13 protein-coding genes, 2 tRNA genes and 6 pseudogenes are annotated in these 20,746 nt (G+C 42.6%); 9 read left to right on the plus strand and 12 right to left on the minus strand.

Going from position 1 to position 20,746, the window contains the following annotated elements; genetic code table 11:
* Nucleotides 1–34: 34 nt before the first annotated feature.
* From lolA to REG_RS03505, 5 genes and pseudogenes are all read right to left on the minus strand, one after another.
* Nucleotides 35–604 (minus strand): outer membrane lipoprotein chaperone LolA, encoded by a 570-nt coding sequence (gene lolA, locus REG_RS03490; protein WP_260200186.1) that lies wholly within the window; start codon nt 602–604, stop codon nt 35–37.
* Nucleotides 605–748: 144 nt separating this feature from the next.
* Nucleotides 749–2,278, minus strand: a pseudogene (locus tag REG_RS14560) (DNA translocase FtsK); the annotation flags it as partial.
* Between the two features lie 462 nt (nt 2,279–2,740).
* A pseudogene (locus REG_RS14565) lies at nt 2,741–3,274 on the minus strand (DNA translocase FtsK 4TM domain-containing protein); the annotation flags it as partial.
* A 61-nt stretch (nt 3,275–3,335) separates the two neighbouring features.
* Nucleotides 3,336–3,829: pseudogene (gene lrp, locus REG_RS03500) on the minus strand (leucine-responsive transcriptional regulator Lrp).
* A gap of 151 nt (nt 3,830–3,980) precedes the next feature.
* Nucleotides 3,981–5,474, minus strand: a complete 1,494-nt coding sequence (locus REG_RS03505) for an isocitrate/isopropylmalate family dehydrogenase (protein ID WP_006704492.1) — start codon at nt 5,472–5,474, stop codon at nt 3,981–3,983.
* 148 nt (nt 5,475–5,622) lie between these two features.
* Between REG_RS03505 and mnmA the strand changes: the two genes are divergently transcribed.
* From mnmA to phoQ, 4 genes and pseudogenes are all read left to right on the plus strand, one after another.
* Nucleotides 5,623–6,726, plus strand: a complete 1,104-nt coding sequence (gene mnmA, locus REG_RS03510; RefSeq protein ID WP_006704493.1) for a tRNA 2-thiouridine(34) synthase MnmA — start codon at nt 5,623–5,625, stop codon at nt 6,724–6,726.
* Between the two features lie 241 nt (nt 6,727–6,967).
* Nucleotides 6,968–7,595, plus strand: a pseudogene (gene hflD, locus REG_RS03515) (high frequency lysogenization protein HflD).
* Between the two features lie 17 nt (nt 7,596–7,612).
* Nucleotides 7,613–9,016, plus strand: a complete 1,404-nt coding sequence (gene purB / locus REG_RS03520; protein WP_039907018.1) for an adenylosuccinate lyase — start codon at nt 7,613–7,615, stop codon at nt 9,014–9,016.
* A 205-nt stretch (nt 9,017–9,221) separates the two neighbouring features.
* A pseudogene (gene phoQ, locus REG_RS03525) lies at nt 9,222–10,273 on the plus strand (two-component system sensor histidine kinase PhoQ); the annotation flags it as partial.
* 203 nt (nt 10,274–10,476) lie between these two features.
* On the opposite strand, the gene lolE reads toward phoQ, so the two are convergent.
* The 3 genes from lolE to lolC are packed head-to-tail and all read right to left on the minus strand — an operon-like array spanning nt 10,477 to nt 13,659.
* Nucleotides 10,477–11,757: a lipoprotein-releasing ABC transporter permease subunit LolE gene (lolE, locus tag REG_RS03530; RefSeq protein ID WP_006704495.1), complete on the minus strand. Its 1,281-nt coding sequence runs from the start codon at nt 11,755–11,757 to the stop codon at nt 10,477–10,479.
* Nucleotides 11,757–12,464, minus strand: a complete 708-nt coding sequence (gene lolD / locus REG_RS03535) for a lipoprotein-releasing ABC transporter ATP-binding protein LolD (protein WP_006704496.1) — start codon at nt 12,462–12,464, stop codon at nt 11,757–11,759. Before lolD ends, lolE begins: the two co-directional genes overlap by 1 nt.
* Nucleotides 12,457–13,659, minus strand: coding sequence for a lipoprotein-releasing ABC transporter permease subunit LolC (lolC, locus tag REG_RS03540; RefSeq protein WP_006704497.1), 1,203 nt, complete (start codon nt 13,657–13,659; stop codon nt 12,457–12,459). Before lolC ends, lolD begins: the two co-directional genes overlap by 8 nt.
* Nucleotides 13,660–13,931: 272 nt before the next feature.
* Here lolC and mfd point away from each other — a divergent pair, with 272 nt between their 5' ends.
* Complete coding sequence (gene mfd, locus REG_RS03545) at nt 13,932–17,366, plus strand: transcription-repair coupling factor (RefSeq protein ID WP_039907178.1); 3,435 nt, start codon at nt 13,932–13,934, stop codon at nt 17,364–17,366.
* Between the two features lie 40 nt (nt 17,367–17,406).
* Here mfd and REG_RS10675 read toward each other — a convergent pair whose 3' ends face one another.
* Complete coding sequence (locus REG_RS10675) at nt 17,407–17,817, minus strand: hypothetical protein (RefSeq protein ID WP_006704499.1); 411 nt, start codon at nt 17,815–17,817, stop codon at nt 17,407–17,409.
* 163 nt (nt 17,818–17,980) lie between these two features.
* Between REG_RS10675 and REG_RS03555 the strand changes: the two genes are divergently transcribed.
* The 3 genes and pseudogenes from REG_RS03555 to REG_RS03565 form a co-directional block, all read left to right on the plus strand.
* Complete coding sequence (locus REG_RS03555) at nt 17,981–18,334, plus strand: IS630 transposase-related protein (RefSeq protein ID WP_006704355.1); 354 nt, start codon at nt 17,981–17,983, stop codon at nt 18,332–18,334.
* Nucleotides 18,335–18,348: 14 nt separating this feature from the next.
* Nucleotides 18,349–18,780 (plus strand): transposase, encoded by a 432-nt coding sequence (locus REG_RS03560; RefSeq protein WP_006704140.1) that lies wholly within the window; start codon nt 18,349–18,351, stop codon nt 18,778–18,780.
* A pseudogene (locus REG_RS03565) lies at nt 18,781–19,227 on the plus strand (S-adenosylmethionine decarboxylase); the annotation flags it as partial.
* An 82-nt stretch (nt 19,228–19,309) separates the two neighbouring features.
* On the opposite strand, the gene REG_RS03570 reads toward REG_RS03565, so the two are convergent.
* The 3 genes from REG_RS03570 to REG_RS14050 form a co-directional block, all read right to left on the minus strand.
* A tRNA-Lys gene (locus tag REG_RS03570) sits at nt 19,310–19,385 on the minus strand.
* Nucleotides 19,386–19,411: 26 nt separating this feature from the next.
* A tRNA-Val gene (locus tag REG_RS03575) sits at nt 19,412–19,487 on the minus strand.
* An 82-nt stretch (nt 19,488–19,569) separates the two neighbouring features.
* Nucleotides 19,570–19,695: a hypothetical protein gene (locus tag REG_RS14050; protein WP_260200179.1), complete on the minus strand. Its 126-nt coding sequence runs from the start codon at nt 19,693–19,695 to the stop codon at nt 19,570–19,572.
* 167 nt (nt 19,696–19,862) lie between these two features.
* On the opposite strand from REG_RS14050, the gene REG_RS03580 reads away from it, so the two are divergent.
* A complete protein-coding gene (locus REG_RS03580) occupies nt 19,863–20,744 on the plus strand; it encodes a hypothetical protein (RefSeq protein ID WP_039907020.1) in 882 nt (293 codons plus the stop codon).
* Nucleotides 20,745–20,746: the final 2 nt, after the last annotated feature.

The raw sequence follows: 20,746 nt of genomic DNA on the forward strand, positions 1-20,746 counted from the left end.
GGATCCGCGTCACCTAGTAGGTTTGGAAAGAGATCTATTGGCGCTGATCATCCAGCGTTACCTCCTTCGGTAAAGTAAAAGTAAATTTACTCATATCAACCTCAGTATTTTTCTGATCCTGCAAGCGATAAGCACTGCGCTGACCACTCTGTTCAATCAGAGTAAAGGTTTTAATCATTCCACTTGTGGTAACACTAATGGTAAATTTTTCTAAATTACCTTTAGCCTTTTTAGGCGTTAATTCAAAATCATCATTTTGTTGTTTGACGTTATATTGCCTCCAATCATTCAGGTTATTGCGCGTCATCAAAATAAATGGCGTATTATCGGTGGCATCTTTTAGCCAGGTGGCTGTTGCTTGTTCAACCAAAGGGGTATAAAACCATAGGGTTTCACCATCGGAAATCAATACACTCTCATCTGGCGATGTTATATGCCAATTAAACAAATTCGGCCGTTTTATCCATAGTTCGCCCGCCCCTTGTTGCACTACATCGCCCTCGGCACTGGTCACTTGTTGTGAAAAAGTGGCATAAAAACTATTCACTTTAGCCAGGCGAGTTTGTAGATTTTGTCTGGCATCAGCCCAAACCGGCGTAGACATGAAGCCAATAACTATCGCATGACAAAAAAATAAACCAGAGCACAATAACGCCCTACCCCTTTTCGTTATTTTCATTACATTTATCCTTTTATAGCCGAATCAGTCTAATTTTATTCAAGCTGGGAGGAGCACAGATTGGCTATATTACCCCTCGGGTGCCAATACTTCACGATTACCGCTATGATTAGGAGCACTGACAATTTGTTGGGCTTCCATCTGTTCAATAATACGCGCAGCACGGTTATAACCGATACGAAATTGGCGTTGCACCGCAGAAATCGAAGCGCGCCGTTTTTCCAACACAAAATTGACGGCTTGATCAAACAACGGATCTAATGTTTCCTCTCCTCCCGCCGAATTCCCTCCTTCATTTTCTTCACTTTCACTGAGAATATTTTCAATATATTGCGGACGACCACGGGCTTTCCAATCGTTAACTACCGCATGCACTTCTTGATCTCGGACAAAAGCACCGTGGATCCGAATCGGAATAGAAGAATTCGGCGCCATGTAAAGCATATCCCCCATACCCAGTAAGGACTCTGCTACCGCCTGATCAAGAATAGTACGAGAATCAATTTTGCTAGAAACAGTAAAAGCAATACGGGTAGGAATATTCGCTTTAATTAATCCGGTAATCACATCAACTGACGGACGCTGAGTGGCTAATACCAAATGGATGCCTGCCGCTCGTGCTTTCTGTGCTAATTGGGCGATTAATTCTTCTACTTTTTTACCTACCGTCATCATCAGATCAGCAAATTCATCCACCATCACCACAATATAGGGCAGTTTTTCTAACATAGGCGGGGAGAGCCCCATGCTCTCTTTCGGTTTCCAAAAAGGATCAGGGATCGGTCTACCCATATTTTCAGCTTGCAAAACACGTTCATTATAATTAGCCAGATTACGCACGCCCAATGCTGACATCAGTTTATAACGCCGCTCCATCTCGGCCACACACCAACGCAATGCATTAGCCGCATCTTTCATATCAGTGACCACTTGGGTTAACAGATGTGGAATACCTTCATAAACGGACAATTCCAACATTTTGGGATCAATCATGATAAAGCGTACTTCATCCGGCGTGGCTTTATACAAGATACTGAGGATCATCGCATTCACCCCAACGGATTTACCTGAGCCCGTGGTACCTGCCACCAACAGATGGGGCATTTGCGCTAAATCAGCAACAACAGGTTGTCCCGCTATGTCTTTACCTAACACCATCGCAAGCGGGGAACGGGTTTCGCGAAATACAGGGCAATCGAGTACTTCTCGTAGATAAACGGTTTGCCGATAAGGATTCGGTAACTCTAGCCCCACATAAGGTTTACCGGGGATCACTTCGACCACTCGTACCGCAATGGCAGAAAGTGATCGCGCCAGATCACGCGATAAACTGGAAATACGCGCCGCCTTTACCCCAGGCGCTAAATCTAAATCGAAACGGGTGATGACAGGACCTGGTGAAATGCCAACCACTTTTGCTTTAACACGGTAATCCGCTAAACGGGTTTCAACCAAAAGCGCGGTTTGCTTTAACGCCTCGCGGTCTACCTGCGGCTTTTCACTCGAGGGGGACGAGAGGAGATCAAATGTGGGTAAAGGCGTGGTGGGTTTAACTAAAGGCGAATCATTACGCATCAAAAACGGATGAATTAAGGTATCGGGTAAGGTCTCGGGGACTGAAGCCACAGCCTCATCGGCCATTTTTGTATTATCGGAAGATAAAGTAGCCTCATCAGATTGAGCAACCGGTGCATTTTCGATATTTTCTTTTGGCGCAGTAAAGAATTCAATCGATGGTAATTTTGCTTTATTGGCTTCATCGGTCAAGCTTGTTTCGCTGGTTAAGGGAGGTTCATCTAAAAAACAGGCAGAAGGCTCCTCTTCTTTTACCTCTTTTACTTCATTTATTTCTTTTATTTCACTACTTATTTCATTTTTAGCGCTCGATGAAAGAGAAAACAATCGATCATCATCAGTGATTGTCGTCTGTTCAATTGCCGTAGGTGAAATTGCCGTAGGTGATACAGCTAATTCAGCGGATTGATGGCGATAACCTTTCTTATGACGGTAGTCACAAATAAAGTGCAGGCCATTTAATACCACCCATACTATCTTTTCAGCGATTAACAACCATGACCAGCCGGTAAAAAGCGTCAGACCCGCCCCCCAAATAAACAAAAGACATACCGTCCCAGCGGTACTATTGAAATTTAGCAACATCAGATTACCGAATAAACTACCGATGACACCACCAGAAGGGAAATAATAAAGATCATCAATACTTAATGCCGCCAAACTGCATGCAGAAAGCACTAACGCTAAACTACCAATTAAACGCAAAGAAATAAAAAAATAATCAAAGGGTTCATTACTCTTCTTTTTGTGCCGCAAAACAATCTGACAAAAAGTAACGCCTAACAAAGGGATCACATAAGCGACTATGCCAAAAATAAAAAACAGCATATCGGCAAGCCAAGCCCCCACTCCCCCACCAAGATTATGAATGGGTTCGTGCCAAGCAGTTTGTGACCAACTCGGATCAGAAGGATTAAAACTGATTAACGATACCATTAAATAGCCAGCAAAAAGCACCATCATAATAAGCCAAGCTTTAAGAAAAAATCGTCTTCTAACCGTTGGTTTTTTAGCGGGCATAGTATTATTTTGTATATACTCCTGGTTCAAGCAACCTCCTTCAAATCAGTTATCCGTTTTATCAACTCGTTTTAATAAATAATCTACTGCTTTGTTTTACTTCTTCCATTGTTACGTAAGTACGAGTGTCATGAACCCCTGGCAAACGTAGCAAGGTGTTACACAATAATTTACGGTAAGAGGAGATATCTGGCACCCGAATTTTCAGCAAATAATCAAAATCACCCGACACCAAATAACATTCCTGTACCTCTGGCAATTTTCTCACTGCAATATTAAATTGTTCGAATACATCGGGGGTGCCGCGATTTAAGGTGATTTTAACCAAAACTAGCAGTCCCGCATCCAAATAATGGGGATTAAGCAGTGCGGTATAGCCGTGAATAAAATTTTTTTCTCTAAACGGCGCACCCTTTCTAGACAGGGTGTGGGTGACAAGCCGACACATTTTGCCAATTTAACGTTTGAGACACGGCCATCTTTTTGTAATTCATTAAGGATATTACGATCAATACGATCAAGCTCTTTCCACGAGCGTTTTTTATGATCCATCATTATTTTAGCGCCTATTTACATATACCCAATGAATTTCGAGTTACGGCAAGGCGGCAATCAAGCGAATTCCAGGAGTGTACAGCAGGTAGTACATGACTGGGATGAGTGCGAGAAGCCAACGCCGCCGTAATTTGAAAGGCGAAGGGTTATATTACATATTTTCGATAATATCATCAGCAAATTCGCTACACTTTCTTTCCTGAGCATCCTGCGTAAAACGAGCAAAATCATAGGTTATCGTCTTATTTTTAATCGCGTTGGTAATGCCTTTTATCATTAAATCGGCCGCCTCGTTCCAATCCATATGACGTAACATCATTTCTGCAGAAAGAATAATCGAGCCTGGATTGGCTTTATTTTTACCTGCATATTTGGGCGCCGTTCCGTGGGTTGCTTCAAACAGCGCACATCTATCACCGATATTGGCACCGGGAGCAATCCCTATTCCGCCGACTTGTGCCGCCAACGCATCAGAAATATAGTCACCATTTAAATTCATACAGGCAATCACGTCATATTTTTCAGGACTCAACAAGATTTGCTGTAAAAACGCATCGGCAATCACATCTTTAATAAGAATATCCTTGCCATTCTTAGGATTCTGAATTTTCATCCAAGCGCCACCTTCGAGCGGACTGGCACCAAATTCTTCGCACGCAAGCTGATAGCCCCAATTTTTAAAAGCCCCTTCGGTGAATTTCATAATGTTACCTTTGTGCACTAAAGTAACAGATTGGCGATCATGATCGATGGCATATTGAATCGCCGCTCGAACCAAACGCTGCGTCCCCTCTTTGGTACAAAACTTCACACCGAGACCACATTCTTTACTGAAATTATGTACATAATTTTTCTTTATAAGACAGCGACAAAGAGAGTTATGTACTGCGCCTTTTTTACAAAAAAGAGAACAAAAAAAGGAGCAAAACTTCATTCCAAACCAACATTTTTTACTGAAATCATGTGCTGTACCTTGCTTACACAGAAATTTAGATTCAGCTACCTCCATTTCGCAACAAAGGAATTTCATCAGCTTATCTGCCTCTGCTGAACCCGCTTTCCATTCGATCCCCGTATAAATATCTTCTGAATTCTCACGAAAAATAACCATATCCGTCAATTCAGGATTTTTAAGTGGGCTAGGGACACCATCAAAATAACGGACGGGACGTAAACAAATATAGAGATCAAGCTCTTGGCGCAAGGAAACATTTAACGAGCGGATCCCGCCGCCAACAGATGTGGTCAGTGGGCCTTTGATCGCCACAATATGTTCTCTGATCAAACCAACCGTTTCAGCCGGCAACCAAGTATCATTGCCATAAATATCTTTTTGGTAAATTTTTTTCGCCTTCTCACCGGCATAAATTTCCATCCAGGCTATTTTACGTTTTCCTTTATAAGCCTTCTCTACCGCGGCATCCACCACTTTGATCATCGCAGGAGTAACATCAACACCAATGCCGTCACCTTCAATAAAAGGGATAATCGGATTGTCTGGAACCCATAGTTTTCCATCCGTCTCATACCGTATTTTTTTACCCACTGAAGGCGCAACCACTTTATTTTCAAATGTCCCTTGTGAGCCTCCTGTAAATTTTCTATCACCGGGCGGAATAGGCGGAATAATCGCTTCATTTGTCATATAACCTCTCCTTTAAAAGCGGTAATCAATAATATTTCTGCAATGCACCCATCAAGGCAACGTGATAAAATTCTGTGCTTTATTTTAGAGACTATTCGAAATCTCTCGAGCGATGCTCAAGAGATTTCGTTAAATTAGTGAGCATGATATGTCAGATCATAGCCAGAAAAAGATTATAGTCGGTATGTCCGGTGGGGTCGATTCTTCCGTTGCCGCCTATCTGCTTAAGCAACAGGGGTACCAAGTCGCTGGACTCTTTATGAAAAATTGGGAGGAAGACGATAACGATACCTATTGTGGGGCAGCAAAAGATCTCGCCGATGCACAAGCCGTGTGTGACAAGCTTAATATCAATTTACACCGGGTTAACTTTGCCGCTGAATATTGGGATAACGTTTTTAAATTGTTTCTAGCAGAGTATCAAGCGGGACGAACACCTAATCCCGATATCTTGTGTAATAAAGAAATAAAATTTAATGCTTTTTTGTCATTTGCGTGCGAAGAGCTCGAGGCCGATTATATTGCCACCGGTCATTATGTTCGCCGCCACACTAGCGCGGGTAAAAATTGCCTGCTGAGAGGACTAGATGACAATAAAGATCAAAGTTATTTCCTTTACACTTTGAACCAACAACAACTGGCACGAAGCCTGTTTCCTATCGGTGACCTGAAAAAATCAGAAGTTCGTAACATTGCTGAACAGTTAAATTTGATCACAGCAAAAAAGAAAGATTCCACTGGCATCTGTTTTATTGGCGAACGTAAATTTCGTGATTTTCTTGCTCGCTATTTACCCGCACAGCCGGGGTCAATCATCAGTGTTGATGGACAAGATCTCGGGCAACATCATGGATTAATGTATCATACCTTGGGTCAACGCAAGGGTTTAGGCATTGGTGGAATCAAAGAAGGTAATGGCGCACCCTGGTATGTCGTCGATAAAAATATCGCCACTAACACTTTGCTCGTCGCACAAGACCACAAGCACGCCAAATTAATGTCTCATGGATTAATTGCCCAACAATTATCTTGGATCGATCTCCCCTCACTGACATTTCCTTTGCGTTGCATGGTAAAAACCCGTTATCGTCAGCAAGATATTCCCTGTACTGTTTTCTCTAAAGCGGAGAACAGTATTGAGGTTCGTTTCGAACAACCGATTGTGGCTGTAACGCCGGGTCAATCCGCTGTTTTTTATCAAGGCGATATTTGCCTCGGAGGGGGGATTATTGAACAACGCTTACAGACGTAACTTTAGGTTAGGTAAACTATGCTTTTTCGCTCATTTTTTTCTCATGAGCTTCTCTAATATAAATAGAAATTGTTGTAACTAATAAAAGAAACTAATATGAAAAAATATAAGATAGAATGAATTCTCAATTTTCCAAACTTGAATCTTCACTCAGCAAACTCAATCATCAATTAATACAATAGACCTCTTTGAGTAGGTTTACGAAGAGGTCTAATAGAAGATTTCGTTTACAGGAGTAACAGTGGCAAAAAATTATTATGATATTACGCTCGCACTGGCTGGTATATGCCAATCTGTGCGCTTGGTTCAGCAATCCGCTCATGAAGGACTGTTTAATAGTGATCGCTACAATCATGCCCTCCACGCCTCACTTAATAGCTTGCTAAAAATTGATTCTACTTCCACGCTTGCTGTTTATGGCGGGAGCGAAGCCGAACTTCAAGTGGGATTGGAAACACTACAAAGTGTATTAAATGTCAATCGAGAGACCTTAGCCTATACCCTTAGCCTAATGGTGCTAGAACGTAAACTCAATGCAAATCAATCCGCACTCGATACCTTAAGTCAACGTATCTCACCACTTTGATCGACAATTGACGCATTTTTATATTGATTCTGACACTATACTAAGCGCTTTAGCATCAATATACATTGATGTCATCAGCCCTCTCGGCCCTCGCATTCAAGTGACGGGATCGCCTGAAAAACTAAAAAACAGGCTAATCCAAAATAAAATTCGAGCAATTTTATTGGCCGGTATCCGTTCCTGCGTGCTTTGGCAACAGTTAGGAGGAGGACGCTTACAATTAATGTTTCGCCGTCATCAGTTGCTCAAACAGGCACAGACTATTCTCGCCCGCATTCAATAAAACCAGGAGTTATACCGATGAAGCTATCTTCACTCACTGCACTATCACCGATTGATGGGCGCTACAGCAATAAAGTTGACACCTTACGCGCCATTTTCAGCGAGTTTGGATTGCTGAAATTTCGCGTACAAGTTGAAGTAGGTTGGTTGCAAACCCTGGCGGCTTGTCAGGAAATCGACGAAATTTCCGCTTTCACTCCTCAGGCAATAACCTCCCTTAATCACATTGTCGACACCTTTAATGAACAAGATGCCGAACGCATCAAGGCTATCGAAATCACCACTAACCATGACGTTAAAGCGGTTGAATATTTCTTAAAAGAAAAAGTGGCGGCGATGGATGAACTCAAAGCCGTATCTGAATTTATTCATTTTGCTTGCACTTCCGAAGATATCAATAACCTTTGTCATGCTTTAATGTTAAAAACAGCGCGTCAAGATATCATTTTACCTCAGTGGAAAATGATTATTTCTGCAATCAACACCTTGGCTCAAGAGAATCGAGAGGTAGCGCTATTATCTCGTACCCACGGTCAACCGGCTACACCGAGCACAGTGGGTAAAGAATTTGCCAACGTCGTCCACCGTTTGCAGCGTCAATATGCTCAGTTAGAAAAAATAGCGATCCTGGGGAAAATAAATGGCGCAGTAGGCAATTACAATGCCCATCTTGCCGCCTACCCTGCCCTTAATTGGCACCAATTCAGCGAAAATTTCGTCAAATCACTCGGCATTAGTTGGAACCCCTATACCACACAAATCGAACCACATGATTACATTGCCGAGCTATTCGATTGCATTGCTCGCTTTAATACTATCCTGATTGATTTTGACCGTGATATTTGGGGATATGTCGCTTTGAATCACTTCAAACAAAAATCGATCGCGGGTGAGATAGGCTCTTCGACTATGCCGCACAAAATCAATCCTATTGATTTCGAAAATTCCGAAGGCAATCTTGGGATAGCAAACGCGATATTGGGTCATTTAGCGAGAAAATTACCGCTATCTCGTTGGCAACGCGATCTGACCGATTCTACCGTACTGCGTAATCTTGGTGTCGGTTTAGCGCATTCATTAATCGCTTATCAAGCAACATTAAAAGGCATAAAAAAATTAGAGGTCAATACAGAACATTTATCAACTGAACTGAATAATAATTGGGAAGTATTGGCAGAGCCGATCCAAACTGTCATGCGACGTTACGGCATTGAAGCGCCTTATGAGAAATTAAAAGCGCTGACACGGGGGAAAAAAATAGCGAGGCAGGATATCCATAAATTTATTGAAGGATTAGCGCTACCAGAAGAAGAAAAAATACGTTTAAAACACATGACCCCACTTAATTATATTGGTCAAGCGGTCGATCTAGTTAATGAGCTAGTAAAAAATTCTAATCAGCCAAATGATGATGTTGGTTGATACTCATCATTAATTAGTACATTTCATCGCGTATTAATTTAACTAAAAAATATAATAATTATTATAAACAATAAAAAGCATATAGAATTATCTTGAAATATATTATATGCTTTTTATTGTTTTAGTTGAAGAATATAACATGCGAGTTTTGGTTGTGGAGGATAATGCGCTGCTGAGACATCACCTTGCCGTGCAACTGCGAGAAATGGGTTATCATGTAGGTTATCTTGTTAATTTTAATAAAAATACTTTTCGTGATCATCGAGGAGAAAGCAATTTATTTTTCAGTTTCGCGCAATGGAAAAATAATAAGCTGACCGTTGCTATTCCTGCTGATATCGAACTTAATATCCCAACGCTGGCGCTGATCTATGATGATAATGGTAATATCTTATGGCGCCAGCGACATGTGCCTGAATTAGAGCCGCATATTAAAAAGAGCTGGCTAAGAAAACCCGGGTTTTATGAAATTGATACCGGCGTCGATATCAGTAGCGTTATGCTAGGTGACAATTCTGCCGCGCAATCTCAATTAAGAAAATATGAGGCGAGTGCACTCAGTCATTCAGTTTCTGTCAATATTTATCCTGCCACCCTCAAATTACCACAGCTTACCATCGTGGTCATCGACACCATGCCGCAAGAATTACAACGCTCAGATCAGGTCTGGAACTGGTTTATTTATGTTCTCCTGGCGAATTTACTGTTAGTGGTACCTCTACTCTGGCTGGCTGCTTACTGGATTTTGCGTCCCATCAAAGCGCTAGTGAATCAAGTCGGTCAGCTAGAGAAAGGAACACGCGAACAGTTGGATGAAAATCCCCCCCGTGAGCTATTGAGTCTGGTACGTAATCTGAATATTTTACTGAGACATGAGCGTCAACGTTACAATAAATACCGCACTACACTTTCTGATCTTACACACAGCCTAAAAACACCGTTAGCCGTGCTGCAAAGTATAATACATTACGTTCGCTGCGAACTGACAAACAAACCACCATTGAAAGCGTAGAGCCTATTATGCTGGAGCAAATAGGACGAATTTCACAACAGATCGGCTATTTTCTTCATCGCGCCAATATGCATTCAGAACATAATGTGCTCAATAGAGAAATTCACTCGGTTCCTACCCTGCTCGATAGTTTGTGCAATGCCTTAAACAAAGTCTATCAACGCAAAGGGGTGGTGCTGACATTAGATATGTCGCCTGAAATTACTTTTCTCGGCGAAAAAAATGATTTTATAGAAATGCGAGGTTATGAAGACAATCACACACCGAAAATAGACTTGATTCTACATTAGTATTAGTAACTTCGCTCATTCTGCTTCTCTTTATTGCGAAAAAATAAGAGATGCAATCATAATTAAAAACATCAATATATTAATAGGTATAACACCATATATTGCTATTGCTATTGCTATTGCTATTGCTATTGCTATTGCTATTGCTATTGCGCAGCTCACCGCCCACTCAACACCCGCACTGGATCAACACGGCTGGCACAGCGTGCAGGGTACCAACTTGCTAGCAAGCTCAGTAAAATCGCCGTTATTAGTACATAAATGACATCACTTGCATGTAACTCCGAAGGCAGGAAATCAATAAAATAAATATCTCCCGAGAGAAAAGAACGGCCAAGCCATTTTTCAAACTGACTAATAATTGCGGTTAATTTTAAAGCAATAACACTGCCCATTATCACACCACTTAAACTACCCACCAGCCCCGTCAATAAACCATACCAAATAAAAATGGCACGAATCAGACTATCTTTAGCCCCTAGGGTACGTAATATTGCAATATCACGGCTTTTATCATTTACCGCCATCACGAGTGTTGAAACAATATTAAAACTGGCCACACCGATAACCAATATCATCGCTAAATACATAATAGAGCGGATCATTTGAATATCACGGTACATATAGCCATAAGTTCCCATCCAACTACTAAATTGAACGTAGGCCTGTGTCACTTCAGCCGCATCACGTGTCAATTGATGGGCATTAAAAACATCAGAAACTTTGATGGCAATACCGGTCACACTCTGACCCATCTCTAAATACTTTTGTGCATGCACTAATGGCAACATCGCGAGGCTATGATCTAACTGACCGCTTAGCTGAAACAGACCGGCTACCCGTAACCGGATACGTTTGGGTTGCAGTAATTTCATGGAGGGATCGTTATTAGAAATCATAAGCGTCAACCAGGCGCCTTGTGTTACGCCTAATGCATCAGCCAGTCCCTTTCCTAAAATGATTTGTTGCTCCCCCGCCCGAAAATCATCCCAAGCAGAGTTGATCATAAAATGCGGTAACGCGCTCAATTTTTTTTCCGCTTGTGGATCGACCCCTTTTATTTGTACTGCTCGTAGCTGTGATCCACTTTCAATCAAACCGGTAAACTCAATATAAGGTGCTGCTGCAATAATTCCTGTGACCTGCTCAATGCGCTCTAAGAGAGATGGCCAACGATTAAACGGCTGTTCAACAAAAGCGATTTTACCGTGCGGTACCACAGCTAACACTCGGTTTTTTAATTCGCGTTCGAAGCCATTCATTGCACTCAAGCCCAGGATCAACACCGCCACCCCCAAGGTGATCCCTAAAGTCGAAATCACCGAAAGCAGCGATAAAATGGGATTACCCGCATTAGCGTTGGTTTTATCCCCTCCCCGCGCGCGGCGGCCACAACTAAAACGTAAAGCAATAAGAAACGACAGTGGCCAAGCAAACATTACTGTGCCTCCGTGGGCAATTGCAGATGCCCGTCACGCATTTCAAGTTGTCGGTGTAAACGTTTTGCTAATTGCAAATCGTGGGTCACCACTAAAAAAGCGGTTCCTTGGCGTGCATTCAATTCCATTAACAAATTAAAAATACTGTCCGCATTATATTGATCTAAATTGCCGGTAGGTTCATCGGCCAATACTAACGAAGGATGATTAACCAAGGCTCGGGCGATGGCGACCCGTTGACGTTCACCGCCAGAGAGTTCTGCCGGACGATGATGGCCACGTGATGCTAACCCCACCTCTACTAACATCGCGTTCGCTTTATCCTGCGCGTATTTTGCATTCTTACCTGCAATCAATAATGGCATGGCGACATTTTCTAACGCAGTAAAATCAGGCAATAAATGGTGAAATTGATAAATAAAACCGAGTTCAGTATTGCGAAGTTCTGCTTTCATACTAGAGGATAAGCGATGAATAAAACGATCTCGATAGATGACTTCACCTGAAGTCGGTGAATCTAACCCGCCGAGTAAATGTAATAAGGTACTTTTCCCCGATCCCGAACTTCCCACAATGGCCATCATTTCGTTAGGCTGCATAGTAAAAGTGACATTACGTAATACTTCAGTAGACAAGGCGCCTTGTTGATAACTTTTACATAGATTTTCACATTGCAAAAAATTTTTATTTTGAAGAGGACTATTCATAGCGTAGTGCCTCGGCGGGCTGAGCAGCGGCGGCGCGCCAGGCAGGATAAAATGTCGCTAACAGTGCAATCAACATGGTTAACAAAGCAATCAGCGCGACCTGTAGAGGATCGATCGCAACCGGTAACAACGCCCCTTCCATCAGCAAACCTAACATCGGCACTATGTTCGCCAATTGACTGACGATCCCTACCCCCATCATCGCCCCTAATAACGCGCCAATAATACCCGCACTGGCACCTTGTACCATAAATACCATCATAATTTTGCCTCGCTTGAGACCCAGTGTTTGTAAAACCGCCACTTCGCCCTGCTTCTCCATAATCAATAAACCTAATGAAGTAATAATATTGAATGCCGCTACCGTAATAATGAGGCTTAATAACAGTCCCATCATATTTTTTTCCATGCGTACCGCCTGGAAAAGTTCACCTTTACGGGAGCGCCAATCCTTCCATATTGTTCCTGCCGGTAATGGCTGATTTTTTAGGCTGTCAACCGCTAACGGATGCGCTAAAAATAGGCGCCAACCGGTGATATTGCCCGGCGCATAATGCATCAGACGTGAAGCATCTTGTTGGTTTAGCAATAATTGATATTCATCAACTTCACTGTCGGCAACAAAAATTCCGCTGACATTAAACAAACGCTGGCTGGGGATCCGCCCTAACGGAGTAAACTGACTCGCATTTGGCACCATAAGACGTAGGGTATCGCCCTGCCTAACACCGAGTTGCTCTGCCAATCTTCCGCCAAGAATAAGATTGTATTTACCGGGCTGTAACACTTCTTTATCGGCATTAACTAAAAATTGCGTCAGTGGCTCGTATTGCTGAGGATCGATCCCTAACATGACTGCTACCCCTACATGATGATTGCTTTGTAATACCACCTCAGCGGTGGTTAATGGAACAATATTAGTTACACCTTGTAGCCCTTGAAGCGTAGCAGCCGATATTTCATTTGGATTAAGCGATCCCTGCTTAGTCGTGATCAAAACCTGTGGCATCAATCCCAGAATATTATTTTGTAAATCACGCTCAAAACCATTCATCACCGACAACACCAGCACCAACGCCATTACACCTAGCGTGATACCAATAGTAGAAAGCCATGAAACAAATCGACCAAAGCCGTTAGAAGTTCGTCCACGCAAATAACGCAGACCAATAAATAATGAGATAGGTTGATGCATGAAATCGCCTTAGACTATTAGAGGCTATTGCTAACATTACGAGATCGGTGATAATAAAGGTTGCATCCATTTTATGAAACCACCCATGTGTAGATATGCGGAGCCTATCCCAAAATTAACACAAGTACTAAAATAAGCGGCTTATACCTATACCCAATGAATGTCGAGTTACGGCAAAGTGGCAATCAATCGAATAACGCCGCCGTAACTTGAAAGACGAAGGGTATATTAGCCGAACCGAGATGATTCAACTATTTATGTCACAATCAATAATAGATAAACAATACCGTTATTTACTCCCGCAACAGCCCAACGATAAGCGCCAAATAGGTCAGCTGGTGGGTAGCGCCTATGCAATTGAATGCGCAGAAATCATAGAGCGCCATCCAGGGTTAGTGATATTAATCACGACAGATATGCAAAGTGCGTTACGTTTACGTGATGAAATTCCGCAATTTACCAAACAACCTATTGCTATCCTTGCCGATTGGGAAACTTTACCCTACGACAGTTTTTCTCCCCATCAGGATATTATTTCTGCGCGTTTATCGAGCCTCTATCAATTACCGATTATGAATAGCGGCGCCCTCATTTTACCCATCAATACCTTGATGCAACGGGTTTGTCCCTATCAATTTTTACAGGCTCACGCGCTCGTCATGAAGACAGGCCAACAGCTTTCTCGCGATAAGCTACGAGCACAACTTGAACAAGCGGGTTACCGTAGTGTAGATCAAGTCATTGAACACGGTGAATTTGCCAGCCGAGGAGCATTACTCGATCTCTACCCTATGGGCAGTAATGAGCCTTACCGCATTGATTTTTTTGATGATGAAATCGACAGTTTGCGCCTATTTGATGTGGACACACAGCGCACACTGGCAGAAGTAAAGCAAATTAATTTGCTACCCGCACACGAATTTCCTATCGACCAGAATGCTATTGAATTGTTTCGTAGCCAATGGAGAGAGCACTTTGAGATACGCAGAGAGGCCGAACACCTGTATCAACAAGTCAGTAAAGGCATTTGGCCAGCAGGAATAGAATATTGGCAGCCGCTGTTTTTTAGCCAACCCTTGCCAACATTATTTAGCTATTTTCCAAACAATACCCTGCTGATCACTATCGGTGATTTAGAATCTGCCGCCACCGAGTTTTGGCGCAATCTTAATCAACGCTATGAAAGTCGGCGTGTCGATCCGATGCGGCCATTAGTCGCACCAGACAAATTATGGATCAACAGCGATACCCTTTTCTCGCAATTAAAAGCCTGGCCGCGGATACAATTAAAACAGGACAAATTAGCCACCAAGAGTGCCAATACCAATTTATCTTACCAAGCACTGCCTGAACTCGCCGTCAAGAGCGGACAAAAAAAACCGTTGGATAACCTTCACCGGTTTAGCGAAACCTTTACCGGCAGTATCGTATTTTCGGTAGAAAGTGAAGGCCGAAAAGAAATCTTGCTCGATTTATTAACACCAATCAAACTCCATCCCACCTTGATTACCCAGCTATGCCAAGCAAGCCAACCCGGACATTATTTGATGATCGGGGAGGCTGAACAAGGTTTTCTTGATCAGGAGCGGCAATTAGCCTTCATCTGTGAAAGTGATCTACTCGGTAAACGGGTTAACCGAAGGCAGCAAGATAATCGCCGTACCATCAATACCGATAGCTTAATTCGCAGCTTGGCGGAATTACGTCCCGGCCAACCGGTGGTACACCTAGAACAAGGCGTGGGGCGCTATCAAGGGATGACAACCTTGGAAGCAGGCGGCATCAAAGCTGAATATTTAATACTCAGCTATGCTGAGCAGGATAAACTTTATATTCCAATATCCTCGCTACATCTTATTAGCCGCTATTGCGGTGGCTCAGAGCAAGATGCGCCAATACATAAACTGGGTGGTGATGTTTGGCAGCGTGCACGACAAAAAGCAGCCGAAAAAATACGCGATGTGGCGGCAGAATTGCTTGATACTTACTCACAACGCGCTGCCAAGCCTGGCTTTCAATTTCAACAAGATCACCAACAATACCGGTTGTTTTGCCAAGACTTTCCTTTTGATACCACCCCAGATCAAGAAAAAACGATCAATGCAGTCTTAAATGATATGTGTCAACCCTTAGCCATGGATCGTTTGGTCTGCGGTGATGTTGGCTTCGGTAAAACCGAGGTGGCGATGCGCGCCGCATTTTTAGCCATCGTCAATAAAAAACAGACGGCAGTATTAGTGCCAACAACCTTGCTAGCGCAACAGCATTTCGATAATTTTCGCGATCGCTTTGCTACCTGGCCAGTAAAAATAGAGATGTTGTCACGCTTCCGAAGGCCGAAAGAGCAACAAGCCATTTTTCAACAAGCCTATGAAGGTAAAATTGATATTCTCATTGGCACCCATAAATTATTACAACCTCACTTGCATTGGAAAGATCTCGGTTTATTGATTGTCGATGAAGAGCATCGTTTCGGCGTACGCCATAAAGAGCAAATCAAAGCCATGCGTACTGATGTCGATATTCTTACACTGACAGCAACACCGATACCTCGCACACTGAACATGGCAATGAGTGGGATGCGAGATTTATCAATTATTGCCACTCCCCCCGCGCGACGTCTTGCGGTAAAAACCTTTGTACGTGAATACGACGAACTTTTACTACGCGAAGCGATTCTCCGTGAAATATTGCGGGGCGGACAGGTTTTTTATCTGTATAACGACGTTGAAAAAATTGAAGGCGTCGCCACAAAACTGGCGGAATTAGTTCCCGAAGCCCATATTGCTATCGGTCACGGACAGATGCGCGAACGCGATCTCGAACGTGTAATGAATGATTTTCATCATCAACGCTTTAATATTTTGGTTTGTACCACCATCATTGAAACCGGAATCGACGTTCCCAATGCCAACACCATTATTATTGAACGTGCCGACCGTTTAGGCTTAGCGCAACTGCATCAGTTACGGGGTCGCGTTGGGCGTTCACATCATCAAGCTTATGCTTATCTGTTAACGCCCAATATCAAAAGTGATGCTAAAAAACGCCTTGAAGCCATCGCTTCACTCGAAGAATTAGGTGCGGGTTTTGCTCTAGCCACACACGATTTAGAGATCCGCGGCGCAGGCGAATTATTGGGTGAAGATCAGAGTGGACAAATGACCACCATCGGCTTTTCTCTCTATATGGAAATGTTAGAAAATGCCGTTAATGCATTAAAAGAAGGGCGCGAACCCTCACTTGAAAATTTAACCCGTCAACAAACAGAAATTGAAATGCGCATGCCGGTGTTGCTGCCAGATGACTTTATTCACGATGTTAATATTCGCCTATCATTTTATAAACGTATTGCCAATGCGAGTGATGATACTGAGCTCAATGAACTCAAAGTGGAATTGATCGATAGGTTTGGCAAATTACCCGATGCAACAAACTATTTATTACAAACCGCCTCTTTGGGGAAAAGAGCGCAAAAATTAGGCATTAAACGGATAGAAAGTAATGAACAGGGAGGATTTATTGAATTTGACATCAATCATCAAGTTGATCCCGCTTATTTAATCGAATTGCTACAAAACCAACGGCATATTTATCGGTTGGACGGTGCTAGCAAACTTAAATTTATACAAGATTTAAGCAACAGAAGACAACGATTAAAATTTGTTGAAGAAGTACTTAACAACTTTGAACAACATCTTTTGTAGTGAATTTAATCAGCCGGCCAGGCCAGCTTAATCAACGCAACTATATGCTGATAATCGCGACTTTCTGGACGGTCAGCGTATTGGCTAGGAAAATGGTGTCGAGAAATTGATCGAGGGTGATATTAAAGCCATCGCCATGCACCCCAATAGTACCGTCTTGTCGTTTAAAAGCAGTGACTGCATGCTGACGCTGGCCAATAAGCCAAACCGTGAGGTAATGCGCGTTGCTTGCCACCCGTGCCTGGTCGCCAATCCGTGTTTTATCTTCTAGGATAACGTCACCACAGAGTTGCGCGGTGCTGAAAATGTGGCTTTGACCGGACGCGGATGCTCTACCCATCACGCGGGCACGACCATAGACCCGAGCTTCGCCTTGAATTTGAGTCTGATCTCGCGCCCAGGCGCTGCCATAAATCCAAGCGCCATTAAATACACTCGCCTGGCCGTACACTCGTGCGGTGTTAGATACTTGAGCTTTATGAAATACCTTTGCCTGACCGGATATCTTTGCATCATCGTAAACATGAGCCCGACCAAAAACTTGGGCGTTATGGCTTAAGTGTTATAAATTGACGTACAATATCGAAATGATTTATTGACCTATAAATACCAAAATGACTTATCCCTTAAAATTTCGTCAACATGTATTGGCTTTCAAAAAGAAAGAAGCCCTCACTTATGCTGAAACCGCCGACCGTTTTGGTGTAGGAAGTGCCAGTTTGATGCGATGGGCGAAACGCCTGGAGCCTTGTTTGACGCGTAATAAACCCGCTACCAAAATAAACAGAGCGGCGTTGATTCTGGATGTGGAAACCTACCCTGACGCGTCTCAGCACGAGCGGGCGCCACGGATGGGTGTGAGTGCCAGGGGTATCTGTGATGCCTTAAAGCGGGCGGGTTTTAGCTATAAAAAAAACATTTTATCCCCCCAAAGCCGACGTCCAAGCTCGAAAAGATTTTCAGACTAAGCTCCAGGGCTAACGTGGATGAAAGCGGTTTTGCTCATGATATGCCGCGTCTTTATGGTTATTCAGTGAAAGGGAAGCGCTGTTACGGCCAACACGATTGCCATGCCAAAGCACGTACTAATGTCATTGGTGCACAGCTTAACGGAAAATTAACTACGGTTTGTACCTTCGACTGCCATATCAACAGCGATATTTTTTATGCCTGGGTCACCCAAGATTTACTGCCAAAATCCCCTCCAGGGGCAGTCCTTGTGATGGATAATGTGCGCTTCCATAAACGCCAAGACATCCAGACTGCTATACAGAAAGCTGGCTTTATTCTCGAATATCTCCCCACGTATTCTCCTGACATGAATCCCATTGAGCACAAATGGGCTCAAGCTAAAGCCCTTCGCAGAAAGCGACTATGTGATATCGATACCTTGTTTTCTGACCCTTTATTTTAAATCAATTTATACCGCATAAGCCATACCGATGGATTATGTACCTTTCGGGCTGACATCGAAGTTTCTACTTGTGGCCTTATCTCACCGTTAAACGCACTGGATTATCTCATCGAACAGCTAAAATCAGATATTGTTACGATAGATTACCGCGTAAGAGGTTTCACCCGTGATGCTAAGGGCATCAAACATTATATCGATCATGAAATCAATTCGATTCAGAACTTTATATCTAAGGATATGAAACAGCGTTATGACATGATGGATGTGAACGTTTATCAGGAAAATATTTTTCATACAAAAATGATGCTGAAAGATCTTGACCTCAAACACCACCTGTTTGACACAAAACCTGAACAATTCAATCACGAAGAAAAAGAAGATATTATCTGTAAATTACATGACGAAATAAAAGAAATTTATTACGGACGTAATCTATCTAAACTTTGATAAAACCAAACAAAAAGCCCATTCAAAGTCTCTAGCGATTTTGAATGGGCTTTAGCATTTTTTACGTACTGATGAAGTAATTTGGTGGGTCGTGCTGGATTCGAACCAGCGACCAATTGATTAAAAGTCAACTGCTCTACCGACTGAGCTAACGACCCGAAAAATAGTAGGTAATAGCAAAAAGTGGTGGGCGATACCAGATTCGAACTGATGACCCCCTCCTTGTAAGGGAGATGCTCTACCAACTGAGCTAATCGCCCGTCGTATTGTGGAAACGAATTATAGGGATAGTTTCAAGTGAGTCAATGTTTTTTAAACTGAAATCGATCGTCCGCAGCAAATTTAGCCACTATACCCTTCGCCTTTGAAGCCGCCGCGTTGTTGGCTGCGGGTGTTCGCCGAATCACGTAGTCTATCTACGCTCATCGGTCGGTCGCCCTGGCCGCCTTGCCGTAACTCGAAATTCATTAGGTATATCCCCCCAATCAATCTTCTCATCGATTATCAGGATCCGATTCATCATTCCCATTTTTATAAAAAGTCATTTTCTATTAGATATGAACAAGTAATTATTACTTATTACGGCTATCTACTACCCTTAAATATAACGAGGCTTTTTTGGGAAGGAGCTTATTATGATTAATATGTCAGTGAGTTTGCCTATATTATCCATTCCTCAAACCGGTGAAGGGGCTCATTCTAGCGAGTCAAATAAGATCTTACTTTGTATCGGCGATGAAGGATCTCGCACTTCAATAAGAGAGCCACATTTTTCAACAAGTAGCGTCACCGATTCCCTCGTTAACAAAGGGTTAATAAGAAATGAAATGATTGAACCAATGCAATACACGCTAGAAGAATATAAAAAAAATAATAGACTGGCAGTAATCAAATGTCATGGCTCTACGAGTCCTTGCCTAGAGCTTTTTAGTCGTACTCGCGGAGAGTTTGGTGATACCACAACATTAGAAAAAAGTATCAATCTTAGTGATTATCAATTTCATCAGTCAATGGTAGATTATGATAATGAAGATTTTGTGAGTATCCACTTTGATGAAAATGCTAACACTACAGATACAGAGCATTTATTAACAAAAACAAACGCTAAAAATGGTATTGATGATTGTTATATTAAAAACGTTCTATTAAAAGAAGTGAGTCGTTATGGCAAACCAGTGACCAGGTTGAAGCTTATCGCTTGGCTGGCTGAAAAATTATTTGGCATTTATGGTGTAGGGCAAACTAACTCTGCCTCTTGTGCTAAATCAGTGGTTGATACTGTGCAAACAAAAATATTACACCGTGCCATGCCTAAGGCTAAAGAGGCTGACGCTACCGAGCTCGGAATCAAAAATATGGAGCTTAAGTGTTGTGGTTCTATTCAACAACTTGCTATCAAACTCGCAAAAAATAAAAAAAATATAAATGGTGTCCTAGTGATCCCACAGAATACAAGCTGGGGCGTTCTTTTTCCGCCTGACACGCGAGCATATCTGCAATGTTGTGACCATCAATAATC

The organism is Candidatus Regiella insecticola LSR1, from assembly GCF_000143625.1.
GTDB lineage: Bacteria > Pseudomonadota > Gammaproteobacteria > Enterobacterales > Enterobacteriaceae > Regiella > Regiella insecticola.

Bases quoted from the DNA above. Each gene is read 5' to 3' on its own strand.
- REG_RS03505 (WP_006704492.1), bottom strand. From the start codon at position 5,474: ATGACAAATGAAGCGATTATTCCGCCTATTCCGCCCGGTGATAGAAAA.
- REG_RS03555 (WP_006704355.1), top strand. From the start codon at position 17,981: ATGACTTATCCCTTAAAATTTCGTCAACATGTATTGGCTTTCAAAAAG.
- purB (WP_039907018.1), top strand. From the start codon at position 7,613: ATGAAGCTATCTTCACTCACTGCACTATCACCGATTGATGGGCGCTAC.
- lolA (WP_260200186.1), bottom strand. From the start codon at position 604: ATGTCTACGCCGGTTTGGGCTGATGCCAGACAAAATCTACAAACTCGC.
- REG_RS14050 (WP_260200179.1), bottom strand. From the start codon at position 19,695: ATGAATTTCGAGTTACGGCAAGGCGGCCAGGGCGACCGACCGATGAGC.
- REG_RS03580 (WP_039907020.1), top strand. From the start codon at position 19,863: ATGATTAATATGTCAGTGAGTTTGCCTATATTATCCATTCCTCAAACC.
- lolE (WP_006704495.1), bottom strand. From the start codon at position 11,757: ATGTTTGCTTGGCCACTGTCGTTTCTTATTGCTTTACGTTTTAGTTGT.
- lolC (WP_006704497.1), bottom strand. From the start codon at position 13,659: ATGCATCAACCTATCTCATTATTTATTGGTCTGCGTTATTTGCGTGGA.
- lolD (WP_006704496.1), bottom strand. From the start codon at position 12,464: ATGAATAGTCCTCTTCAAAATAAAAATTTTTTGCAATGTGAAAATCTA.
- mnmA (WP_006704493.1), top strand. From the start codon at position 5,623: ATGTCAGATCATAGCCAGAAAAAGATTATAGTCGGTATGTCCGGTGGG.